Source organism: Cellulomonas marina (assembly GCF_900111925.1).
GTDB classification, from domain to species: Bacteria; Actinomycetota; Actinomycetes; order Actinomycetales; family Cellulomonadaceae; genus Cellulomonas; species Cellulomonas marina.
In genome coordinates, this window is record NZ_FOKA01000005.1 from 248,332 (window position 1) to 267,267 (window position 18,936).

At 76.1% G+C, this 18,936-nt stretch carries 19 protein-coding genes; 15 read left to right on the forward strand and 4 right to left on the reverse strand.

Annotated features, from left to right (window positions below; translation table 11 throughout):
- Positions 1-103 precede the first annotated feature (103 nt).
- From BM048_RS07740 to BM048_RS07770, 7 genes are all read left to right on the forward strand, one after another.
- The gene (locus BM048_RS07740; protein WP_090032037.1) at positions 104-865 is read left to right on the forward strand and encodes a DeoR/GlpR family DNA-binding transcription regulator; all 762 of its coding nucleotides are present in this window, start codon (positions 104-106) and stop codon (positions 863-865) included.
- Positions 862-1,818 carry a 1-phosphofructokinase family hexose kinase gene (locus BM048_RS07745; RefSeq protein ID WP_090032039.1) on the forward strand — a complete coding sequence of 319 codons (957 nt, stop codon included), beginning with the start codon at positions 862-864 and terminating at the stop codon, positions 1,816-1,818. The genes BM048_RS07740 and BM048_RS07745 overlap by 4 nt, the downstream gene beginning before the upstream one ends.
- Position 1,819: 1 nt before the next feature.
- Positions 1,820-2,275, forward strand: a complete 456-nt coding sequence (locus BM048_RS07750) for a PTS sugar transporter subunit IIA (RefSeq protein ID WP_090032041.1) — start codon at positions 1,820-1,822, stop codon at positions 2,273-2,275.
- A complete protein-coding gene (locus BM048_RS07755; protein ID WP_090032043.1) occupies positions 2,272-3,780 on the forward strand; it encodes a PTS fructose transporter subunit IIC in 1,509 nt (502 codons plus the stop codon). The genes BM048_RS07750 and BM048_RS07755 overlap by 4 nt, the downstream gene beginning before the upstream one ends.
- A gap of 194 nt (positions 3,781-3,974) precedes the next feature.
- Positions 3,975-4,256, forward strand: coding sequence for an HPr family phosphocarrier protein (locus BM048_RS07760; protein WP_090032045.1), 282 nt, complete (start codon positions 3,975-3,977; stop codon positions 4,254-4,256).
- A complete protein-coding gene (gene ptsP / locus BM048_RS07765) occupies positions 4,253-5,992 on the forward strand; it encodes a phosphoenolpyruvate--protein phosphotransferase (protein WP_239078959.1) in 1,740 nt (579 codons plus the stop codon). The genes BM048_RS07760 and ptsP overlap by 4 nt, the downstream gene beginning before the upstream one ends.
- Positions 5,993-6,123: 131 nt before the next feature.
- On the forward strand, positions 6,124-7,782 hold the full coding sequence (locus BM048_RS07770) for a succinic semialdehyde dehydrogenase (protein ID WP_090032047.1): 1,659 nt from the start codon (positions 6,124-6,126) through the stop codon (positions 7,780-7,782).
- 76 nt (positions 7,783-7,858) lie between these two features.
- Here the strand turns inward: BM048_RS07770 and BM048_RS07775 are convergent, their stop codons facing one another.
- Together BM048_RS07775 and BM048_RS07780 are read right to left on the reverse strand one after the other, a co-directional pair.
- The gene (locus BM048_RS07775) at positions 7,859-9,292 is read right to left on the reverse strand and encodes an MSMEG_0567/sll0787 family protein (protein ID WP_090032049.1); all 1,434 of its coding nucleotides are present in this window, start codon (positions 9,290-9,292) and stop codon (positions 7,859-7,861) included.
- 3 nt (positions 9,293-9,295) lie between these two features.
- Positions 9,296-10,354, reverse strand: a complete 1,059-nt coding sequence (locus BM048_RS07780; protein ID WP_175499371.1) for an MSMEG_0568 family radical SAM protein — start codon at positions 10,352-10,354, stop codon at positions 9,296-9,298.
- A 237-nt stretch (positions 10,355-10,591) separates the two neighbouring features.
- Between BM048_RS07780 and BM048_RS07785 the strand changes: the two genes are divergently transcribed.
- The 8 genes from BM048_RS07785 to BM048_RS07820 all read left to right on the forward strand — a co-directional run bounded on the left by BM048_RS07785 (position 10,592) and on the right by BM048_RS07820 (position 18,024).
- On the forward strand, positions 10,592-11,143 hold the full coding sequence (locus BM048_RS07785; RefSeq protein ID WP_239078958.1) for an MSMEG_0572/Sll0783 family nitrogen starvation response protein: 552 nt from the start codon (positions 10,592-10,594) through the stop codon (positions 11,141-11,143).
- Between the two features lie 10 nt (positions 11,144-11,153).
- Positions 11,154-12,065, forward strand: coding sequence for a carbon-nitrogen hydrolase family protein (locus BM048_RS07790; RefSeq protein WP_090032051.1), 912 nt, complete (start codon positions 11,154-11,156; stop codon positions 12,063-12,065).
- 1 nt (position 12,066) lies between these two features.
- Positions 12,067-12,372 (forward strand): MSMEG_0570 family nitrogen starvation response protein, encoded by a 306-nt coding sequence (locus tag BM048_RS07795; RefSeq protein ID WP_239078966.1) that lies wholly within the window; start codon positions 12,067-12,069, stop codon positions 12,370-12,372.
- A complete protein-coding gene (locus BM048_RS07800) occupies positions 12,369-13,646 on the forward strand; it encodes an MSMEG_0569 family flavin-dependent oxidoreductase (protein WP_090032055.1) in 1,278 nt (425 codons plus the stop codon). Before BM048_RS07795 ends, BM048_RS07800 begins: the two co-directional genes overlap by 4 nt.
- A 37-nt stretch (positions 13,647-13,683) precedes the next feature.
- Positions 13,684-14,568 (forward strand): carbon-nitrogen hydrolase family protein, encoded by an 885-nt coding sequence (locus BM048_RS07805; RefSeq protein ID WP_090032057.1) that lies wholly within the window; start codon positions 13,684-13,686, stop codon positions 14,566-14,568.
- A gap of 9 nt (positions 14,569-14,577) precedes the next feature.
- Complete coding sequence (locus BM048_RS07810; protein WP_090032058.1) at positions 14,578-15,756, forward strand: MSMEG_0565 family glycosyltransferase; 1,179 nt, start codon at positions 14,578-14,580, stop codon at positions 15,754-15,756.
- The gene (locus BM048_RS07815) at positions 15,716-17,227 is read left to right on the forward strand and encodes an AMP-binding protein (protein ID WP_175499373.1); all 1,512 of its coding nucleotides are present in this window, start codon (positions 15,716-15,718) and stop codon (positions 17,225-17,227) included. The genes BM048_RS07810 and BM048_RS07815 overlap by 41 nt, the downstream gene beginning before the upstream one ends.
- A gap of 167 nt (positions 17,228-17,394) precedes the next feature.
- A complete protein-coding gene (locus BM048_RS07820) occupies positions 17,395-18,024 on the forward strand; it encodes a maleylpyruvate isomerase family mycothiol-dependent enzyme (protein WP_090032062.1) in 630 nt (209 codons plus the stop codon).
- An 81-nt stretch (positions 18,025-18,105) separates the two neighbouring features.
- Here BM048_RS07820 and BM048_RS07825 read toward each other — a convergent pair whose 3' ends face one another.
- Together BM048_RS07825 and BM048_RS07830 are read right to left on the reverse strand one after the other, a co-directional pair.
- Positions 18,106-18,471 (reverse strand): TfoX/Sxy family protein, encoded by a 366-nt coding sequence (locus BM048_RS07825; RefSeq protein WP_090032138.1) that lies wholly within the window; start codon positions 18,469-18,471, stop codon positions 18,106-18,108.
- A 121-nt stretch (positions 18,472-18,592) separates the two neighbouring features.
- A partial coding sequence (locus BM048_RS07830; protein ID WP_175499375.1) for a tyrosine-type recombinase/integrase occupies positions 18,593-18,936 on the reverse strand: 344 nt, incomplete at its 5' end.

An 18,936-nucleotide genomic window follows, 5' to 3' on the forward strand; every position in this document is an offset into this window, starting at 1 on the left:
GAATCTGCCCGGAAGGGCTTGACATGGTGCTCCGACCCGGCGCATCCTGGTCCTACCACGGCGCCAGCAGAGAAGCGCGCCCCGTCACGACGGAGTCGACGACGTGTACGCACCGGAGCGCCACCAGCAGATCCTGGCGTGGGCCCGCCAGCGGGGCCGCGTGGACGTCACCTCCCTGGCGGCCGAGCTCGACGTGACCGCCGAGACCGTCCGCCGGGACCTCACCGCCCTCGAGCGGCACGGCCTGGTGCGGCGCGTGCACGGCGGCGCCATCCCGGTCGAGCGCCTCGGCATCGAGCCGGGCATCGCCGACCGCGAGCGGGTGCTGTCGGGGGAGAAGGAGCGGATCGCCAAGACCGCGCTCGAGGAGCTGCCCGAGGGCGGCGCCGTCATCCTCGACGCGGGCACCACGACCGTGCGCCTGGCGGAGATGCTGCCCACGGACCGCGAGCTGACCGTCGTCACGCACGCCCTGCCGGTGGCGACCGTGCTGGCCACGCGGCCGGGCATCACGCTGCACCTCGTCGGCGGCACCGTCCGCGGGCGCACGCTGGCCGCGGTCGGCACCTGGGCGGAGCGCGCGCTGCAGGACATCCACGCCGACGTCGCGATCCTCGGCACCAACGGGCTGAGCGTCGAGCACGGCGTCACCACCCCCGACCTCGCGGAGGCCGCCGTGAAGCGCATGCTCGTCCAGGCCGCCCGGCGCACCGTCGTGCTGGCGGACCACACGAAGATCGGCCGCTCGGAGTTCGCGCGCGTCGCCGCCCTGTCGGAGGTCGACACGGTGGTCACCGACGACGGCGTCGACGGCGACCTCGTCGACGAGATCGAGGCCGCCGGCCCCCGGGTGGTGCGGGCATGATCGTCACGCTGACCCCGAACCCGTCGCTGGACCGCGCGCTGGACGTCGAGCACGTCGAGCTCGGCGAGGTGAACCGGGCCGTCGCCGCCCACACGGACCCGGGCGGCAAGGGCATCAACGTCTCCCGCGCGCTCGTCGCGCAGGGCGTCGCCTCCGTCGCCGTGCTGCCGGTCGGCGGCGCGGACGGCGCGCACCTCACCGCGCTGCTCGCCGAGGTCGGCGTGCCGGCCGTGGCCGTGCCCGTCTCCGGCGCGACGCGGTCCAACTTCACGCTCGCCGAGATCGGCGGCGCCACGACGAAGGTCAACGCCCCCGGCCACGTCCTGTCCGACGCCGAGGTGGGGGCCCTGCTCGACGCGGTCGACGCCCAGCTCGCGCTGGCGCCCCGCGCGCTCGTCGGCGCCGGCAGCCTGCCGGCCGGGGCGGGTGACGACCTCTACGCCCGCGTCGGCGCGCTCGCCGCCCGGCACGGCGTCCCCTACGTGCTCGACACCTCGGGCACGGCGCTCACCGCGGCGGTCGCCGCCGGGGGCGTCGAGCTCGTCAAGCCCAACGACGAGGAGCTCGCCGAGCTCGTCGGCCGTGACCTCGTCACGGTCGGGGACGTCGTCGGCGCCGCATCCGAGGTCATCGCCCGTGGCACGCGGGCCGTCCTCGTCTCCCTCGGGTCGCACGGCGCGCTGCTCGTGCGGGCGGAGGGCACCTGGTGGGCCGGGGGAGCACCCCTCGTCGCCGCCTCCACGGTCGGCGCGGGGGACACCACCCTCGCCGGCTACCTCGCCGCGGAGGACCCCGCGACCGACCCCGCGACGCGCCTGCGCACGGCCGTCGCCTGGGGACGCGCCGCCGTGCTGCTGCCCGGCACCGCGACCCCGACGCCCGCCGACGTGCACCTCGACGAGGTCCGTGTCGTCGTCGGGCCCGACCCCCGCCTCGCCCTCAAGGAGCTGTGACGTGAGCACCCCCCTCATCACCGCCGACCTGGTCGCCGTCGACCTCGTCGCGTCCGACCGCGACGAGGCCACCCGGGCCCTGGTCGCCAAGCTCGCCGCCGCGGGCCGCGTCACGGACGCCGACGGCTTCCTGGCCGACGTGCGCGCCCGGGAGGCGCAGATGCCGACCGGGATGCCCGGCGGCGTCGGCCTGCCGCACGCCCGCTCCGAGCACGTCACCGTGCCGAGCCTCGCCGTGGGCAAGCTCGCCCAGGGCGTCGACTGGGGCGCCCCCGACGGCCCCGCCACCCTGGTGTTCCTCATCGCCGCGCCCGCCGCGGGCGACGCGGACCACCTCCAGATCCTCGCCGCCCTGGCCCGCCGGCTGGTGCACGAGTCCTTCCGCAGCTCGCTGCTGAGCGCCCCCGATGCCGGCACGGTCGCCGACATCGTCACCCGAGAGGTCGTTGTCCGATGAAGTTCGTCGCCGTCTCGTCATGCCCCACGGGCATCGCGCACACCTACATGGCCGCCGAGGCCCTCGAGCAGGCCGGTCGCGCCGCCGGCCACGAGGTCGTCGTCGAGACCCAGGGGTCCGCCGGGTCCACGCCGCTGGACCCGGCCGTCATCGCCGCCGCCGACGGCGTCATCTACGCCGCCGACCTGGAGGTCCGCGACAAGGGCCGGTTCGCCGGCAAGCCGACCGTCGACGTCGGCGTGAAGAAGGCCGTGCACGACGCGCCGGGCGTGCTCGCCCAGGCCGTCGCGTCGGTCGAGGCCGCCCGCGCCTCGGGCGTGCCCGCCGCCGCGGCCGCCGCGGTCGCCGCCGCGCCCGCCCGCAAGGTCGGCACCGGCACGCGGATCCGCCAGTACCTCATGACCGGCGTGTCCTACATGATCCCGTTCGTCGCCGCGGGCGGCATCCTCATCGCGCTCGGCTTCATGCTCGCCTCGGTGGCGTGGCCGGAGAACGGCGCGATCGAGGTCACCGCCGTCGACCAGTCCGTCCTGTGGACGGCCTTCGAGTGGGGCAACCTCCAGCACTGGTCGGTGCTGCTGTTCCGCATCGGCGCGGCCGCGTTCGGCTTCCTCGTGCCGGCGCTGTCGGCCTACATCGCCTACGCGATCGCCGACCGTCCCGGTCTCGTGCCCGGCTTCGTCGGCGGCACGCTCGCCGGCCTCGTCGGCGCCGGCTTCCTCGGCGGCATCGCCACCGGCTTCATCGCCGGCTTCGTCGCGCTGTGGCTCGCCACGCGCAAGGTCCCCAAGGGCGTGCGCGGCGTCATGCCGGTCGTCGTCATCCCGCTGGTCGCCACGCTGGTCACGGGTGCGCTGACGATCCTCGTCGTCGGCCCGCCGATGAGCGCGATCAACAACGGCCTGACCTCGTGGCTCGGCGGCCTGGGCACCACGGCCCTCGTCCCGCTCGGCATCATCCTCGGCCTCATGATGTGCTTCGACCTCGGCGGCCCGCTCAACAAGGTGGCCTACGTCTTCGCCACCACCGGCCTGGCCAACGCCACGTCCGCGTCCTCCACCGAGGCCCGCATCATGGCCGCCGTCATGGCCGCCGGCATGGTCCCGCCGCTCGCGGTCGCCGTCGCCACGACCCTGCGACCGAAGCTGTGGTCGGAGTCCGAGCGCGAGTCCGGCAAGTCCGCCTACCTGCTCGGCCTGTCCTTCATCTCGGAGGGCGCCATCCCGTTCGCCGCGGCCGACCCGCTGCGCATGATCCCGTCCTTCATGCTGGGCGGCGCCGTCACCGGCGGCCTGACCATGGCGTTCGGCTCGGGCCTGCTCGCCCCCCACGGCGGGTTCTGGGTCACGCCGCTCATCAGCTCGCCGCTGCTGTTCCTCCTGGCGCTGGTCATCGGCACGGCCGTGAGCTGCGTGGCGGTCATCGTGCTGAAGAGCATCGGCAAGGGCTCGGACGCGCAGGTCGTGGCCGAGGCCCCGAAGGACTCCACGCTCGTCACCGCCTGACGCGCACCAGCACCATCACCAGCACCGCACGCACCACCGCACGCACCACCACGGCGCGCCCGGTCCCATCCTCCGGGACCGGGCGCGTCGTAGGGTCGTCGGACGTCCTCGGCCCGTTCCGGGACGTGCACGGCCCGCAGCTCGACTCGCACGCACCGTCGCGGCGCAGCGCCGCAGGAAGACAGGAACCAGCCATGGCTCAGCGCACCGTCGTCGTCGCCTCCCGGGTCGGTCTGCACGCCCGTCCGGCGATGCTCTTCACGCAGGCCGCCGCGGCGACGGGGCTCCCCGTCACCATCGCCCGCCCGGGCGGTCAGCCGGTGGACGCCTCGAGCATCCTCTACGTGATGTCGCTGGGCGTGCCCGGCGGCGAGGAGGTCACCCTGTCGGCCGAGGGCGAGGGCGCCGACGAGGCGCTCGACGGCCTCGTCGAGCTGCTGCAGCAGGACCTCGACGCGCCCGAGGCCGGGGCGTGAGCACCCCGACCCTGGGCGCCGCCGAGGTGCACCCCGGCGCCGGCAGCCACGTGCTGACCGGCGTGGGCGTCGGCCGCCGGGCCGTCGTCGGGCCCGTCGCGCAGGTGCGGCCGGCCCCGGCGGTCGCCGCGGACACGCCCGTGCTCGTCGACGGGGTTCCCGCCGACGCCGCGGCCACGCGGGCCGCCGTCGAGCGGGCGTTCACGGGCGTCGCCGAGGGCCTGCGCGCGCAGGCCGCCGGCGCGACCGGCACCGTCAAGGACGTCCTGTCCGCCACCGCCCAGATGGCCGCGGACAACGCGCTGCGCACCCAGGTGCTGGCCAAGGTGGACGGCGGCGCGCCCGTCGTCGCCGCCGTGGACGCGGTCGTCGACCAGTTCGCGACGATGTTCGAGGCGGCCGGCGGGTACCTCGCCGAGCGCGTCACGGACCTGCGCTCGGTGCGGGACCGCGTCGTCGCCGCCGCGCTGGGCCTGCCGGCGCCGGGCGTGCCCGCGCTGTCCGAGCCGTCGGTCGTCGTGGCGCGCGACCTCGCGCCCGCGGACACCGCCGCGCTCGACCTGGCCAACGTCCTGGCCATCGTCACCGAGCTCGGCGGCCCGACCGGGCACACGGCCATCATCGCCGGACAGCTCGGCCTGCCCTGCCTCGTGCGCGTCACGGGTGCGGGCGACGTCCCCGCGGGCGCGCTCGTCGCCGTCGACGCCGCGGCCGGCACCCTGACGGTCGAGCCCGACGAGGCGCTGCGCGCCGACGTCGAGCGCCGGGCCGCGCGCGACGCCGAGCTCGCCGCCGACACCGCCGCCGGTGCCACGGCCGACGGCCACGCCGTGGCCCTGCTCGCCAACATCGGCACCGCGGAGGACGCCGAGCGCGTCGCCGGCCCGGGCGTCGAGGGCGTCGGGCTGTTCCGCACCGAGGTGCTCTTCCTCGAGGCGACGACCGCGCCCACGCAGGCGGACCAGGCGGCCGCCTACACCCGCGTCCTGCGGGCGCTGCCGGAGCAGAAGGTCGTCGTCCGGACGCTCGACGCCGGTGCCGACAAGCCCCTCGCCTTCGCCACGCAGCCCGACGAGGAGAACCCGGCGCTCGGCGTGCGGGGCTACCGCCTCGTCCGCACGAACCCCGAGCTGCTCGACACGCAGCTCGCCGCCCTCGCGCAGGCGCAGGCGGAGGCGGGCGCGACCCCCTGGGTCATGGCGCCGATGATCGCCACCCCCGCCGAGGCCCGCGAGTTCGCGACCCGCGCGCGGGCGGCCGGCGTCGCCACCGTCGGCGTCATGGTCGAGGTGCCCGCGGCCGCGCTGCGCGCCCGCGACATCCTCGCGGAGGTGGACTTCGTCTCCCTCGGCACGAACGACCTGGCGCAGTACGCGATGGCCACGGACCGCCTGCGCGGCGAGCTGGCCGACCTGCTCGACGTCTGGCAGCCCGCCGTCCTCGACCTCGTCGCGGCCACGGCACGCGCGGGCCAGGACGTCGGCAAGCCCGTCGGCGTCTGCGGGGAGTCCGCGTCCGACCCGCTCATGGCGCTCGTCCTCGTCGGGCTGGGCATCACGAGCCTGTCGATGTCCGCCGGTGCGCTGGCGGCGGTGCGGTTCGCGGTGCGGCACCACACGCTCGAGCAGTGCCGGGAGATCGCCGCGGCCGCGCTCGGCGCGTCGTCGGCGCCCGACGCACGCGCCGCCGTGCTCGCGCTGACGGCCCCCGAGGTGCGGGACACGCTCGGGCTGTGACCCCGGGCGCCCTGCCGATCCGGCGGGGCCCGACGTGCGACGACGAGGGCGGGTCCTCACCGGGGACCCGCCCTCGTCGTGCATCCGGCGCGTGCGCGGCCGGGCCGCCGGGGGCCGTCTACCCTGCTGCGATGGGGCCCGACCCGCACCTGGAGCTGCACGACCCGGAGACCGACCCGCTGGCGGCGTACGTGCTCGAACCGGCGGACCTGCGTCCCCTGCTGGACCGCGTCGTGGCCGCCCCGGGCGCCCCGACCCACGCGGCCCTCACCCCGCTCACGGGGGCGCCGCTGGTGCCGGTCCCGCAGACCGTGCCCGACGACGTGCCGGCCACCGCGCGCGTCGCCCGCGCCGCCCAGCGCCTCTGGGCGGCCCGGCCCCTGCGCCACCGCACCGCGGTGCTGCGTCGCCTGCACGACCTCGTCCTCGAGCGGCAGAGCGACGGTCTCGACCTCGTCCAGCTCGAGACGGGCAAAGCCCGCGCGCACGCCGTCGACGAGGTGCTCGACGTCGCGAACGTCGCCCGGCACTACGCGGTCCGGACCGGCGCCTACCTGCGCGACCGGCGGGCGCCGGCCCTCCTGCCGCTGCTCGCGGACGTGCGGGTGCACCGCCGGCCCGCCGGCGTCGTCGGGGTGGTCGTGCCCTGGAACTACCCGCTGAGCCTCGCGCTGTCCGACGCGCTGCCGGCCCTGGTCGCAGGGAACGCGGTGCTGCTGCGCGCGGACCCGCAGACCGCGCTGACCGCGCTGTGGGCGGCGGAGCTGTGCGAGGACGCGGGCCTGCCGGCCGGGGTGCTGCAGGTGCTCGTCGGCGGCAAGGACGTGGCCGAGGCGGTGGTCGACCACGTCGACCGGGTCCTGTTCACGGGGTCGACGGCGGCCGGGCGGCAGGTGGCGGCCCGTGCGGGGGAGCGGCTCGTGCCCGCGGTCCTCGAGCTCGGCGGGAAGAACGCCGCGTACGTGGCTGCGGACGTCGACGTGGCGACGACCGCCGCGGCGCTGGTGCGGGCGTGCTTCGCCTCCGCCGGGCAGCTCTGCCTCGCACCCGAGCGCCTGTACGTCCACCGGGACGTGCTCGAGGCGTTCACGGCGGCGCTCGTCGAGCGCACGGAGCGGCTGCGGCTGGGCGTCGGGCTGGACTACCGCGCCGACATGGGGTCGCTGACGTCGGCGGCGCAGCTCGCGCGCGTCGTCGAGCACGTCGAGGACGCGCTCTCCGCCGGGGCGCGGCTGCTGACGGGCGGCGAGCAGCGCCTCGACGTCGGGCCGCTGGTCTACGCGCCCACGGTGCTGACCGACGTGCCGGAGCACGCGCGGCTGCACCGGGAGGAGACGTTCGGCCCCGTCGTGGCGCTGTATCCCGTCGCGTCGGACGACGAGGCCGTCGCCGCGATGGACGACTCCGCCTACGCCCTCACCGCGTCCGTGTGGACACGGGACGCGCGCCGCGGGGCCGCCCTCGCCCGGCGCCTGCGCGCGGGCTCCGTCACCGTCAACGCCGGCCCGACGCTGGCCTGGTCCGCCGTCGGCGCGCCGCAGGGCGGCACGGGCGCCTCGGGGCTGGGGTACCGGCACGGGCGCGAGGCGGTCGAGGCGGTCACGACCGCGCAGACCGTCGCGGTGGCCCGGGGCGTGCAGGGCCTCGCAGGTCGGCTCGGGCTCGACGTCGGGCGGCTCGTCGCGGGCGCGGGCGACCCCGCCGACCCGGACGCACCCGTGGGCTGGGACGCGTTCCCGCGGACGCTCGCCCGCGCGCTGCGGGTCGGGGCGGCGCTGCGCCGGCCCTGACGGCGACGTCGTCGGTCCGGCGTGGACGCACGGCGCCCGGCGGAGGTGTGCGGACCCGCAGGTGCCGGTCGTGGCCTCAGGCGGCGCCGAGGTGGGTGACGGCGGCGCCCACGGCGGGCGTCGTCGCGCCGTCGGGCCAGCGCAGGCGCACGCCCGGCGCGCTCTCGAGCCGCCCGACGACGGCCGTCGTCGCGCCCGGGGCGTGCATCCGCCCCTCGCCCGGCGCGTCGACGGTGAGCATGCCGAAGCCGGGGAAGCAGCCGAGCCAGTCGGCCACGCCGGCCCCCTCCGGGCGGGGGACCGCCGCCACGTCGACGACCGCCCCGGTGCCCGACGCCTCGGCGAGCATGCCCAGCGTCCCGACGAGGCCGGCCATGCTCACGTCCTTGGCGGCCCGCGGGGCCGCGGCCGCGACGCTCCCGTGCTGGCCGCGGAGCTCGTCGGACCGGCGCGAGGACGTGGAGTCCCACTGCTGCCCGACGAAGCCCGGCCGCCAGCCGCCGCGCAGGTCGAGCGTCGCCGACACCTCGTCGCCCACCCGTCCCCCGGCGGCCGGCACGGGACGAGCGGCCCGCCCGAGACCGGTGACGGCGAGCGCGGCCGGGACGCCGAGCTGCGTGTGCCCGCCGAGCACGGGCACGCCCCACGCCTGCGCGGCGTCCCGGAGCCCGGCGAGCACCCGGGCCGCGAAGGAGGCGTCGCGCGCACCGACGGCGTCCAGCAGACCGACGGCCTGCGCGCCCATCGCGGTGAGGTCGTTGACGTTGACGAGCACCGAGCACCAGCCCGCCCACTCCGGGTGCCGCTCGACCATCGACGGCACGATCGCGTCGCACACGGCGACGAGGTCGCTGCCGGGGACCGGGGCGCCGTCGTCGCCGACGAAGCCCGTGCCGCCGAGGCTGCCGGGCGCCGCCGCGAGCCCCGCCAGCAGCCCGCCGAGCGCCGCCTTCGCGGCGCGCGCCTGCTGGTCGAGGCGGTCCACCGGCCAGCGCACGCGCACGTGCGGCGCCGCCCGCCGCGTCCCGGCGACGGTGCACGGCCCCAGGTGCTCCCACCCCAGCCGCGCGAACATCGGGGCCACGCGCTCCTGGACGGTCGCCTCGAACCGCAGGACGCCGCGGGCCTCGGCCTCCGCGCACGCCGCCCGGACGAGGGCCGCGCCGACCGCCGCCCCGCCGCGGGCCGCCCGGTCCACGACGAGCCGGCTGCCCGTCCACCACCCGAGGTCGTCGGCCGTGGTGGGTGCGAGGCGCACGCCACCGAGGACGCGGCCCGGCTCCCGCCCGTCCCCCGCCGCGCGGGCGACCAGCACGACGGCGCGGGGGTCGTCGTCGAGGTCGTCGGCGTCGTCACCGGCGAACAGGCCCTGCTCCGCGACGAACACCTCCCGCCGCAGCGCCCGGTGGGCCGCCACCCCGGCGCGGTCGGCGACGCCGATGGTGACCGCCGGCGGGACGGCGGCGCGTGCGGTGCCGGGTCGGACGCCCTCGAGGACGGTGAGATCCACGGCTCAGGCTCCGGCGGTCTTGAGGACGCCGCAGGCCCCGCAGGCTGCGCACCCGGCGCGCTGCCCGTCGCTGGTCATCCCGGCGGCGACGAGCAGCGCCGCCACCTCACGGCTCACGCGCTCGACGACGTCCGCCGGCGGGGCGCCCACCCCGTCGACGTCCACGGCCAGCGTCCCGCGCAGCGGCCGGAACGGGACGACGAAGGGGTAGACGCCCATCGCGACGAGCTCCGCGGCGCCGGCGACGAGCTCGTCGGGGTCCTCGCCCAGCCCGACGAGCAGGTAGGTCGAGACCTGGTTGCGGCCGAAGACGCGGACGGCCTCCGCCCACGCCTCCCGGTACGCCGCCAGCGGCACCCGGGACTTGCCGGGCGTCCAGCGGGCGCGCACGGCGTCGTCGAGCGACTCGACGTGGATCCCGATGGACACCGCGCCGGCGTCCCGGAGGTCCTGCAGCACCGACAGGTCGGTGGGCGGCTCGCACTGCACCTGGACCGGCAGGCCGGGGACCGCCTCGAGCACCGCGCGCACGCACCGGGCCAGGTGCTTCGCCCCGCGGTCGGTGCCGCGGGACGTGCCGGTGGTCATGACCATCGAGCGCACCCCGTCCAGCCGCACGGCCGCCGCGGCGACCTCCGCGAGCTGGGCGGGAGTCTTGACCGCGGTCGTCGCGCCGGCGGCCAGGGAGGCCTCGATCGCGCAGAACCGGCAGCGCTCGGCCTCGTCGTAGCGCATGCAGGTCTGCACCACGGTGGTGGCGAGCACGTCGCGGCCGTGCAGGCGGGCGATCTTCTCGTAGGGGACGCCGTCGTCCGTGGTCAGGTCGTAGAACAGCGGGCGCCGCACGGGCGTGACGTCGAGGCCGAGGTCGGCCCCGTCGAGGAGCAGCCGGTCGCGGCGCAGGACGTACGGGCTCGTCGGGTTCACCGGGATGGCCGCGCCGAGGCCGCCGATCAGGACGTGCCCGTCGTCGCTGGGACCGGCGCCCGCCTCGCGGTGCACGGGGGCGTCCATCCGGACGCCCTGCAGGGCGAGGTCGACGCGGGTGCGCAGGTCCGGCACGGGGGCTCCCTGGGGTGCGGCGGCGGTGGTGGGCGCCAGTAGAACGCGCGGCGTGTTTCGCACGGGTCACATCCGGAAGGCTTTCTCGTGAATTCGCCACCGGCCGCCCGGGCCGCGCCCGGACACGGAAATTTCTTCCCGACGAAACCACGCGGAAACAACCCGCCCCTTGACTGGGCGCAGCTCGACCCCCTCGTCCGTCCCCCGTCAAGTCCATCGTCAAGGCAGGAGCGCACCGTGACCATCACCGAGGTCGGCCAGGTCAGCAGTGAGATCGAGGACCAGATCACCGCCAACATCGAGCGGTCGACGGCGGAGATCGCCCACCCGTCGCAGGCCAAGGGGACCAACCTGTACGGCTCGACGAAGGTGTTCCCGGACTACCAGGCGGAGCCGGGGCAGTCCTACTTCACGCTCGTGCACGGCATCGCGCACGAGTCCTCCGTCAGCTTCGTCGCGATCCTGCAGGCGACGCGGGCGGCGCGGAAGGGGTTCGAGTCCGCCATCTACTTCTACGGCCCGGGCACCATCAACGCCATGGCCACCCGCGGTTTCCCCACGGTCGGGGACTCCGGGTTCCCCGGCGAGCAGAACATCAACAACGCGCTGGAGACGTTCATCGCCGAGGGCAACCGCGTCTTCGTCTGCCGGTTCGGCATGGCGCTGCACGGCCTGCGCGAGGAGGACCTCGTCGACGGCACCATCCCGTGCCACCCGCTGGACGTGCAGGACGCGCTCATCCACTACGCCCGCAAGGGCGCCATCATCAACTCCACGTACAACCTCTGAGGGTCCGGCCGTGACGACCGTCGCCGCGGTGTCGGCGAACTTCACGCGCGACCTCGAGCAGAACTACGCGCTCATCGGCGCGCTGGTCGACGAGGCCCGCGACCGGGGCGTGGAGCTGCTCGTCCTGCCCGAGGCGGCCATCGGCGGGTACCTGTCGTCGCTCGGCAACCACGGCGACACCGTCCGCACGACGACGCGGTCGCTGCCGCCGGCCGTGCGGCTCGACGGGCCGGAGATCGCGCGGGTGCAGGCGCTGGCCGGGGACGTCGTCGTCGCCATCGGGTTCTGCGAGCAGGGCGAGGACGACGACACGCGGTACAACGCCGCGGCCCTGCTCGACGGCGGCCAGGTCTACGGGTCCTACCGCAAGGTCCACCAGCCGCTGGGCGAGCACATGTCGTACGCGGCGGGCGGCTCCTACGGGGTGTTCGACACCCCGGTCGGCCGGGTCGGGCTGCAGATCTGCTACGACAAGGCGTTCCCCGAGGCGGCGCGGTCGATGGCGCTGGACGGCGCGGAGGTCGTCGCGAGCCTGTCGGCCTGGCCGGCGGCCCGCACGGCGACGGCGGCGGACCTGCAGGAGGACCGCTGGACGTACCGGTTCAACCTGCTCGACGCCGCGCGCGCCCTCGACAACCAGGTGTTCTGGGTCGCGTCGAACCAGTCCGGCACGTTCGGGTCGCTGCGGTACGTGGGCAACGCGAAGGTCGTCGACCCGGGCGGCGCCGTCCTGGCGACGACGGGCCTCGGCGCGGGCATGGCCGTGGCGGACATCGACGTCGCGGGGACGTTCGCCGCGATGCGCGGCGGGATGTTCCACCTGCGCGACCGCCGGCCGGACGCGTACGACGTCGACCGCACCTGGGACCCGGCCGCGTCCGTGCGCGGGGCCGGCCGCCAGGAGGTGCTGGCCGGTGCCTGAGATGGTGTTCGCGGTCCGCTGGCCGGACGGCGTGGAGGAGCGCTGCTACTCCCCGAGCCTCGTGGTGCACGACCACCTCGACGTGGGCGGCCGCTACACGGTGGCGGAGTTCGTCGACCGGAGCACGCGGGCCCTGGCCCTCGCCTCCGACCGGGTCGCCGCGCGGTACGGGATGCGGTGCACGTCGGCGGAGGCGCAGGCCGAGCGGATCGGGCGCAGCGCGGCCCGGTTCGAGCCCGGGGCCGGGCCCGTGGAGGTCCTGGCCATGGAGCCGCCGCTCCCGGACGCCGGCGGGGGTGCGGCGTGAGCGGGCTCGCGGGCCGGCACGTCGAGGTCGCGGTCGTCGGCGGGGGGCAGGCGGGCCTGTCGCTGTCCTGGTACCTCGTGCGGGAGGGTGTGGACCACGTCGTCCTCGAGCGCGACACCGTCGCGCACGACTGGGCGGACCGTCGTTGGGACGCCTTCACGCTCGTGACGCCGAACTGGCAGTGCCGGCTGCCCGGGTACCCCTACGAGGGGCCGGCCCCCGACGGCTTCATGACCCGCGACGAGGTGCACGCCTGGCTGCGCGGGTACGCCGCCTCGTTCGGGCCGCCCGTGCACGAGGGGACGGCCGTCACCGCGGTCCGGGAGCTGCCGCTCGGCGGCTTCGAGGTGGCGACCAGTGCCGGCACGCTGACGGCGGACCAGGTGGTCGTCGCGACGGGCGGGTACCACGTGCCGGTGCTGCCGGCCGTCGCGTCCCGGCTGCCCGCGGGCCTGGTGCAGCTGCACTCGGCCGACTACCGCTCACCGGAGGCGCTGCCGGACGGCGGCGTGCTCGTCGTCGGGTCCGGGCAGTCCGGGGCGCAGATCGCGGAGGACCTGCACCTGGCGGGGCGGACGGTGCACCTGGCGCTGGGCCGGGCGCCACGGTGCGCGCGGTTCTACCGCGGCCGCGACTGCATCGCGTGGCTCTCCGACATGGGTGTCTACGACGTGCCGGTCACCGCGCACGCGGGCGGGCTCGCCAAGCGGGAATCGACCAACCACTACATGACCGGCCGCGGCGGTGGGCGGGACATCGACCTGCGGGCCTTCGCGCGCGACGGGATGCACCTGTACGGGCGGCTGACCGCGGCCGACGGAGGCCGTCTGCGGTTCGCGCCGACCGCCGAGGCGTCGCTGGACCACGCCGACGCCGTCATGGAGTCCATCAAGGACGACATCGACCGGTGGATCGCCGCGCAGGGGATCGCCGCACCGGTCGAGAGGCGGTACCGGCCCGTGTGGCGGCCCGAGCGCGAGGTGGAGGAGCTGGACCTGGACGCCGCCGGCATCACGAGCGTCGTGTGGGCCGTCGGGTTCCGCACCGACTACCGGTGGCTGCACGTGGGCGTGTTCGACGGCAGCGGGTACCCCACCCACCGGCGCGGGGTCACCGCGGTGCCGGGGCTGTTCTTCCTCGGGCTGCCGTGGCTGCACACGTGGGGGTCGGGGAGGTTCGAGGCGGTGGCGCGCGACGCGGAGCACCTGGCCGGCGAGGTCCTCGCGGTGCGCCGACGGGTGCGGCACGACCCGTTCGTCGGGCTCGCGGGCTGAGGCGGGACCGCGGTTGACGGGAGGCGGGTCGGGGGTCGTGTCGGGGGTCGGGGCCGGCGAGGTCGTGCTGGGCGCGGTCGCGGGGCACTTCGGCCGCGACGTGCCCCGCACGCTCGCCAAGCTGCCGGCCCTCGTCGCCGGCGCGCACGAGCGCGGGGTCGACCTGCTCGTCCTGCCCGACGCCACGCTCGGCGGCTACCTGCTCGACATGCACCACCCCCGGCCCGACGACCTGCCGCCGGCCGTGGAGGTCGACGGGCCGGAGGTGGCGCAGGTCGCGGCCCTGTGCCCGGCGATGACGGTGTGCTTCGGCATCGCCGAGCGGGTCGTCGAGGACGGCGTCGAGCGCCGGTACAACACGGCCCTCGCGGTGCACGGCGGGCAGGTCGTCGGCGTGCACCGCAAGGTCCACCTGCCGCTGGGGGAGTCGCAGGCGTACGCGCCCGGGGGCGCGTTCGCCGCGTTCGACACCCCCGTCGGGCGCGTGGGGATGCTCATCGACTTCGACAAGACGTTCCCGGAGTCGGCGCGCACGCTCGCCCTCGACGGCGCGGAGGTCCTCGCGGTCCTCAACGCGTGGCCGGCCAGCGTCACCGACCGCAGCGACAGGCTGCGGCACGACCGGCAGGCGCACCTGTTCGACCTCTACGACTGCGCGCGCGCCGCGGAGAACCAGGTGTGGGTCGTCTCGTCGAACCAGACGGGGGTCCTGGGCGGGCTGCGGTTCCTCGGGCAGGCGAAGGTGGTCGACCCGGCGGGGGAGATCGTCGCGAAGACGTGGGCGAAGGGCGGGCTGGCGGCGGCGCGCGCCGACGTGCCGGGGTCGGTGGCCCGGGCCCGCCGGACCATGCACCACCTGCAGGACCGGGTGCCGCACGCGTACCACCCCACCCTGACGCCGTCCGCGTTGGTCGAGGCGTAGGGGCCAGGCGTGCGGATCCACCAGCTCACCTACTCCACCAAGCCGCGTGGCGGTGTGGTGCACACCCTCGCGCTCGCGGAGGCCCTGGCGGCGCGCGGGCACGAGGTCACGGTGTGGACGCTGGGCCGCGGCGGCGACCGCGCCTTCTTCCGGGACGTCGAACCGGCGGTGCGGGTGCGCGTGGTGCCCTTCGCGCCGCGCGACGACGAGGCCGTCGGCCCGCGGATCGTCCGCTCGATCGCCGTGCTCGCCGCCGCGCTGGCGGCGGCCGCGCGCGACGAGGGCGCGCCGGACGTCGTGCACGCGCAGGACTGCATCTCCGCCAACGCGGCGCTCGACGCGGGGCTGGCGCCCGTGCGGACGGTCCACCACCTCGACCGGTTCACCACGCCCCAGCTCGTCGCGTGTCACGAGCGGGCGATCGTCGCGCCGGTGGCGCGGCTGGCGGTGTCCGGCGCGGTGGCCGACGAGCTCGCGGCGGGCTGGGGGCTGCGGCCGGCGATCGTCGGCAACGGGGTGGACGCGGACCGGTTCGCGGCCGCGGTTCACGACCCGCGGACGGCGCGGTGGCGGCAGAGGCTCGGGCCGTACGTGCTGGCGCTCGGCGGGATCGAGCCGCGCAAGGGCACGCTCGACCTGCTGGAGGCGTGGGCGCTGCTGCGGGTGCGCCGGCCGGACGTGCGCCTGGTGCTGGCCGGCGGCGAGACGCTGTTCGACTACCGGGACTACCGGGCGGCGTTCGACGCGCGGGTGGAGGCGCTGGCGGCGGGTCCGTCCGGGGACGCTGCGAGGCCCGTCGTGCTGGGGACCGTCGACGAGGCCGACCTCGCCCCGCTCGTCGCCGGGGCCGCGGCGCTCGGCTTCGTGTCGGTGCAGGAGGGTTTTGGCCTGGCCGCCCTCGAGGCGCTGGCCGCCGGGGTGCCGGTCGTGGCGCGCCGGCTGCCGGTGCTCGAGGAGGTGTTCGGAGGGACGGTCGCCTACGGGCAGGACCCGCGCTCGTTCGCCGACGCCCTGGACCGCGTGCTGGGCGGTGACGCGCCGGACCCGGCGGCCGGTCGCGCGCTCGCGGCCGGCGCGCGCTGGGACGACGTGGCCGCCCGGCACGAGGCGGCGTACGCCGCCGTCCTGCGCGACGGGGGTGACGGCGGTGCGGCGCTCGATCTCGGCGGTGCTGTCCTGGCTCGCTGAGACCGACCCGGACCGGGTGGTCGTCGTCGCGCCGGACGGCGTGCTGACCGCGGGGGAGCTGGACCGGCGGGGCACGCGGCTGGCGCGGGCCCTGCTGGCGCACGGCGTACGGCGCGACGACCTCGTCACCGTCGACCTGTCGAACGGCGCCGCGCACGTCGTGGCGTGCGCCGCGGTGTGGCGGGCGGGCGCGACGCCGCAGACGCAGCCACCGGCGCTGTCGGAGGCGGAGCGCGCGGAGCTCGCGGCCCTCGCCCGACCACGGGTCGTGCTGGTGGGGCCGGCGCAGGGGGACGCGGCGACGACCCCGCCGCGGGTCGAGGTCGCGCTCCACCCGCTCCCGCCCGTCCCCGACGCGGACGACCAGCCGCTGCCCGACACCTGGGCGACCTGCTGGAAGGCGCCGACGACGTCCGGCTCCACCGGTCGGCCGAAGCTCGTCCTCGCGGCCGCGCCCGCGCTCGTCGACCCGACGCAGCCCGTCGCGCCGTTCCTCCCTCGCGGGCAGGTGCAGCTCGTCGCCGGCCCGCTGCACCACTCCGCGGTATTCACCTACGCCTACCGCGGGCTGATGACCGGCCACCGCCTCGTCGTGCTGCCGCGCTTCGACGCCCGCGCGTGGCTGGGAGCGGTCGCGGAGCACGGGGTCACCTGGGCGCTGCTGGTCCCCACGACGATCCGCCGCCTCCTGGCCCTGCCGCCCGACGAGCGCGCCGCCGCCGACGTGTCGTCGCTGCGCATGATCCTGCACCTGGGCGCGCCGATCGCGCCGGCGGACAAGCGCGCGCTGCTCGACTGGCTCGGCCCCGAGCGGGTGCTCGAGGTGTACGCAGGCAGCGAGTCCAACGGCCTGACGCTGGTGCGCGGCGACGAGTGGCTGCATCGTCCGGGGACGGTCGGCCGGCCGGTCGGCGGGACGCGCATCCGGGTGCTGCGCGCCGACGGGTCGGAGGCGTCGCCGGGGGAGACCGGCACGGTGTGGCTGCACCGCGGGGACGCGCCGCCCTACCGGTACCGCGGCGGCACCTCCCGCCGCACCGCCGACGGCTGGGACACCCTCGGCGACGCCGGGTACCTCGACGCCGACGGCTGGCTGTTCCTCCTCGACCGGGCCGACGACCTCGTCGTGCGTGGCGGGGTCAACGTCTGGCCGGCGGAGGTCGAGCGCATCCTCGAGGCGGACCCGACCGTGCGGTCCGCCGTGGCGTTCGGCGTCCCCGACCTGGACCTCGGCCGGGCGCTGGAGGCGGTGGTCGAGGTCGCGGAGGGCGCGCCCGAGGCCGTGGCCGCGGCGCTGGCGTCGATCCTCGCCCGCACGGCCCCAGCCCTGGGCCCGGAACGCCGGCTGCGCCGGCTGCACGCCGTCCACGCCCCCGTCCGCGACGATGCCGGCAAGGTGAACCGTCGCGCGCTCGCGGTGCGCGTCGCGGACCGCGCCTCTTGCGACACCGAGACGTTCCTCGACCGGTGAGGAGCGTCATGAGCTGCAGGCGGTCCGTCTAGTCCGTGGTTGACCTTGAGCAGACGCCCGACCAGCGGCATGACCGTGAAATCGGTGTGAGCCGGTCAGCTGGTCCGACCGGGAAGTCGTGGGCTCGACGCCTCCCCCCGCGGGGTGCTGCCTGCCAAGATCCCCTCGTGGACGTCTTCGAGGAGATCGCCGACGAGCGACGGGCCCTGGCCGGGCAACTCGCCCACCTGACCCCGCAGCAGCAGGCCACCAGGAGCCTGTGTCGGGCATGGAGCGTCCACGACGTCCTCGCACACCTGGTCATGCCCCTGGAGGTGAGCACACCCCGCATGGTGCTGGCGGTGTTCGCCGCCGGCGGCCGCTTCGACCGGGCCAACGAACGCGTCACGGCGCGGCTGGCTCGACGTCCCTTCGCCGACCTGCTGCAGGTTCTCGAGCGCAAGGCCGGCTCGCGTTTCACCCCACCCGGAGCCGGCCCCCAGGCGCCGCTGGTCGATGTCCTGGTCCACGGTCTGGACATCCGCTGGCCACTGGGCCTGCACCGCGATGTCCCTGCGCCGCGCCTGCGGGAGGCGTTGACGTTCCTCACGACCGCCCCGGCGGGTCTGGTCCCGAAGGGGGCGTTGAGGGGCTTGCGGCTCGAAGCCGACGACATCGACTTCGCCCACGGCAGCGGGCCGGTGGTCCGGGGAACCGCCCAGGAACTGCTGCTGGCCGTGACGGGTCGAGGCGCGGTGCTCGACAGCCTGGCCGGTGAGGGGGTGTCCGTTCTGCGTCGCCGGATCGTGCCGGCCTGAGCTGGTCGGGATGCTCGCTGGAGCTCGCCCTTGCCCCCGCACGCGTGAGGAGCGGCTCGCGCGGTGGGACTTCGCCTTCTCCTACGTGGTCGTAGCCCTCGGGTGCTGCTTCGTGTTCGAGCTGTGCGTGTGGAAGGCCAAGGCCGCCTGCATCCAGTAGGCGAAGTCCTCCCGCGCTGCGAAGGCCTGCGCGTCGACCGTGATCCACCCCGGGCCCATCGAGCGTCCCTTGCCCATCTCGGCTCGCCGTGCCCCGGGCTTGTGCAGGTGCTGGCCGTCGCTGTCGGGTCCGACGCGGACGAGCAGGTCGGATCCGCCGGCGGAGACGCAGACGAGCATCCGGTCATCGACCATGAAGGCCAGGCCGCCGAACATCTTGACCTCGCGGACGTCTTGACCGGCCAGCCAGGTGCGGACGCGGTCGGCTACGTGCGTGTCGTAGGGCATGACGAAGACTCCTCGGGGGTGATCCTGGGTCTGCTCAGCCTTCGGCATTGTGCTGGTCATCGACGATCACGTCGCTCGCTCTTCGACAGGAGCGCGAAGCGCGGTCATCGGCAGGAGCGGGTCATGTGCCGGAGGCCATGTAGGCGGCGAGGATGTAGTTGGGGTGGCGGTCCAGGGTGGTGCGGGCGCGGTCGTATCGCATGGTGGTGCGGGGGTCGGCGTGCCGGGCGGCGATCTGCACGTCGCGCAGGTCGACGCCGGCGTCGAGCATGGTGGTGACGTAGGTGTGGCGCAGCATGTGCGGGTGCATGCGGGGCAGGTGCACCCCCGCAACCGCGGCCAATCGACGCAGCCGGCGGGTGGCGGCGTGGCGATCCATGCGCCGACCACGGGTGTTCAGCAGGACGGGCCCGGACAGGCGCCCGGCCGTTGCTCGGTCGACGGCCCGGGACACGGCGGGTGGTA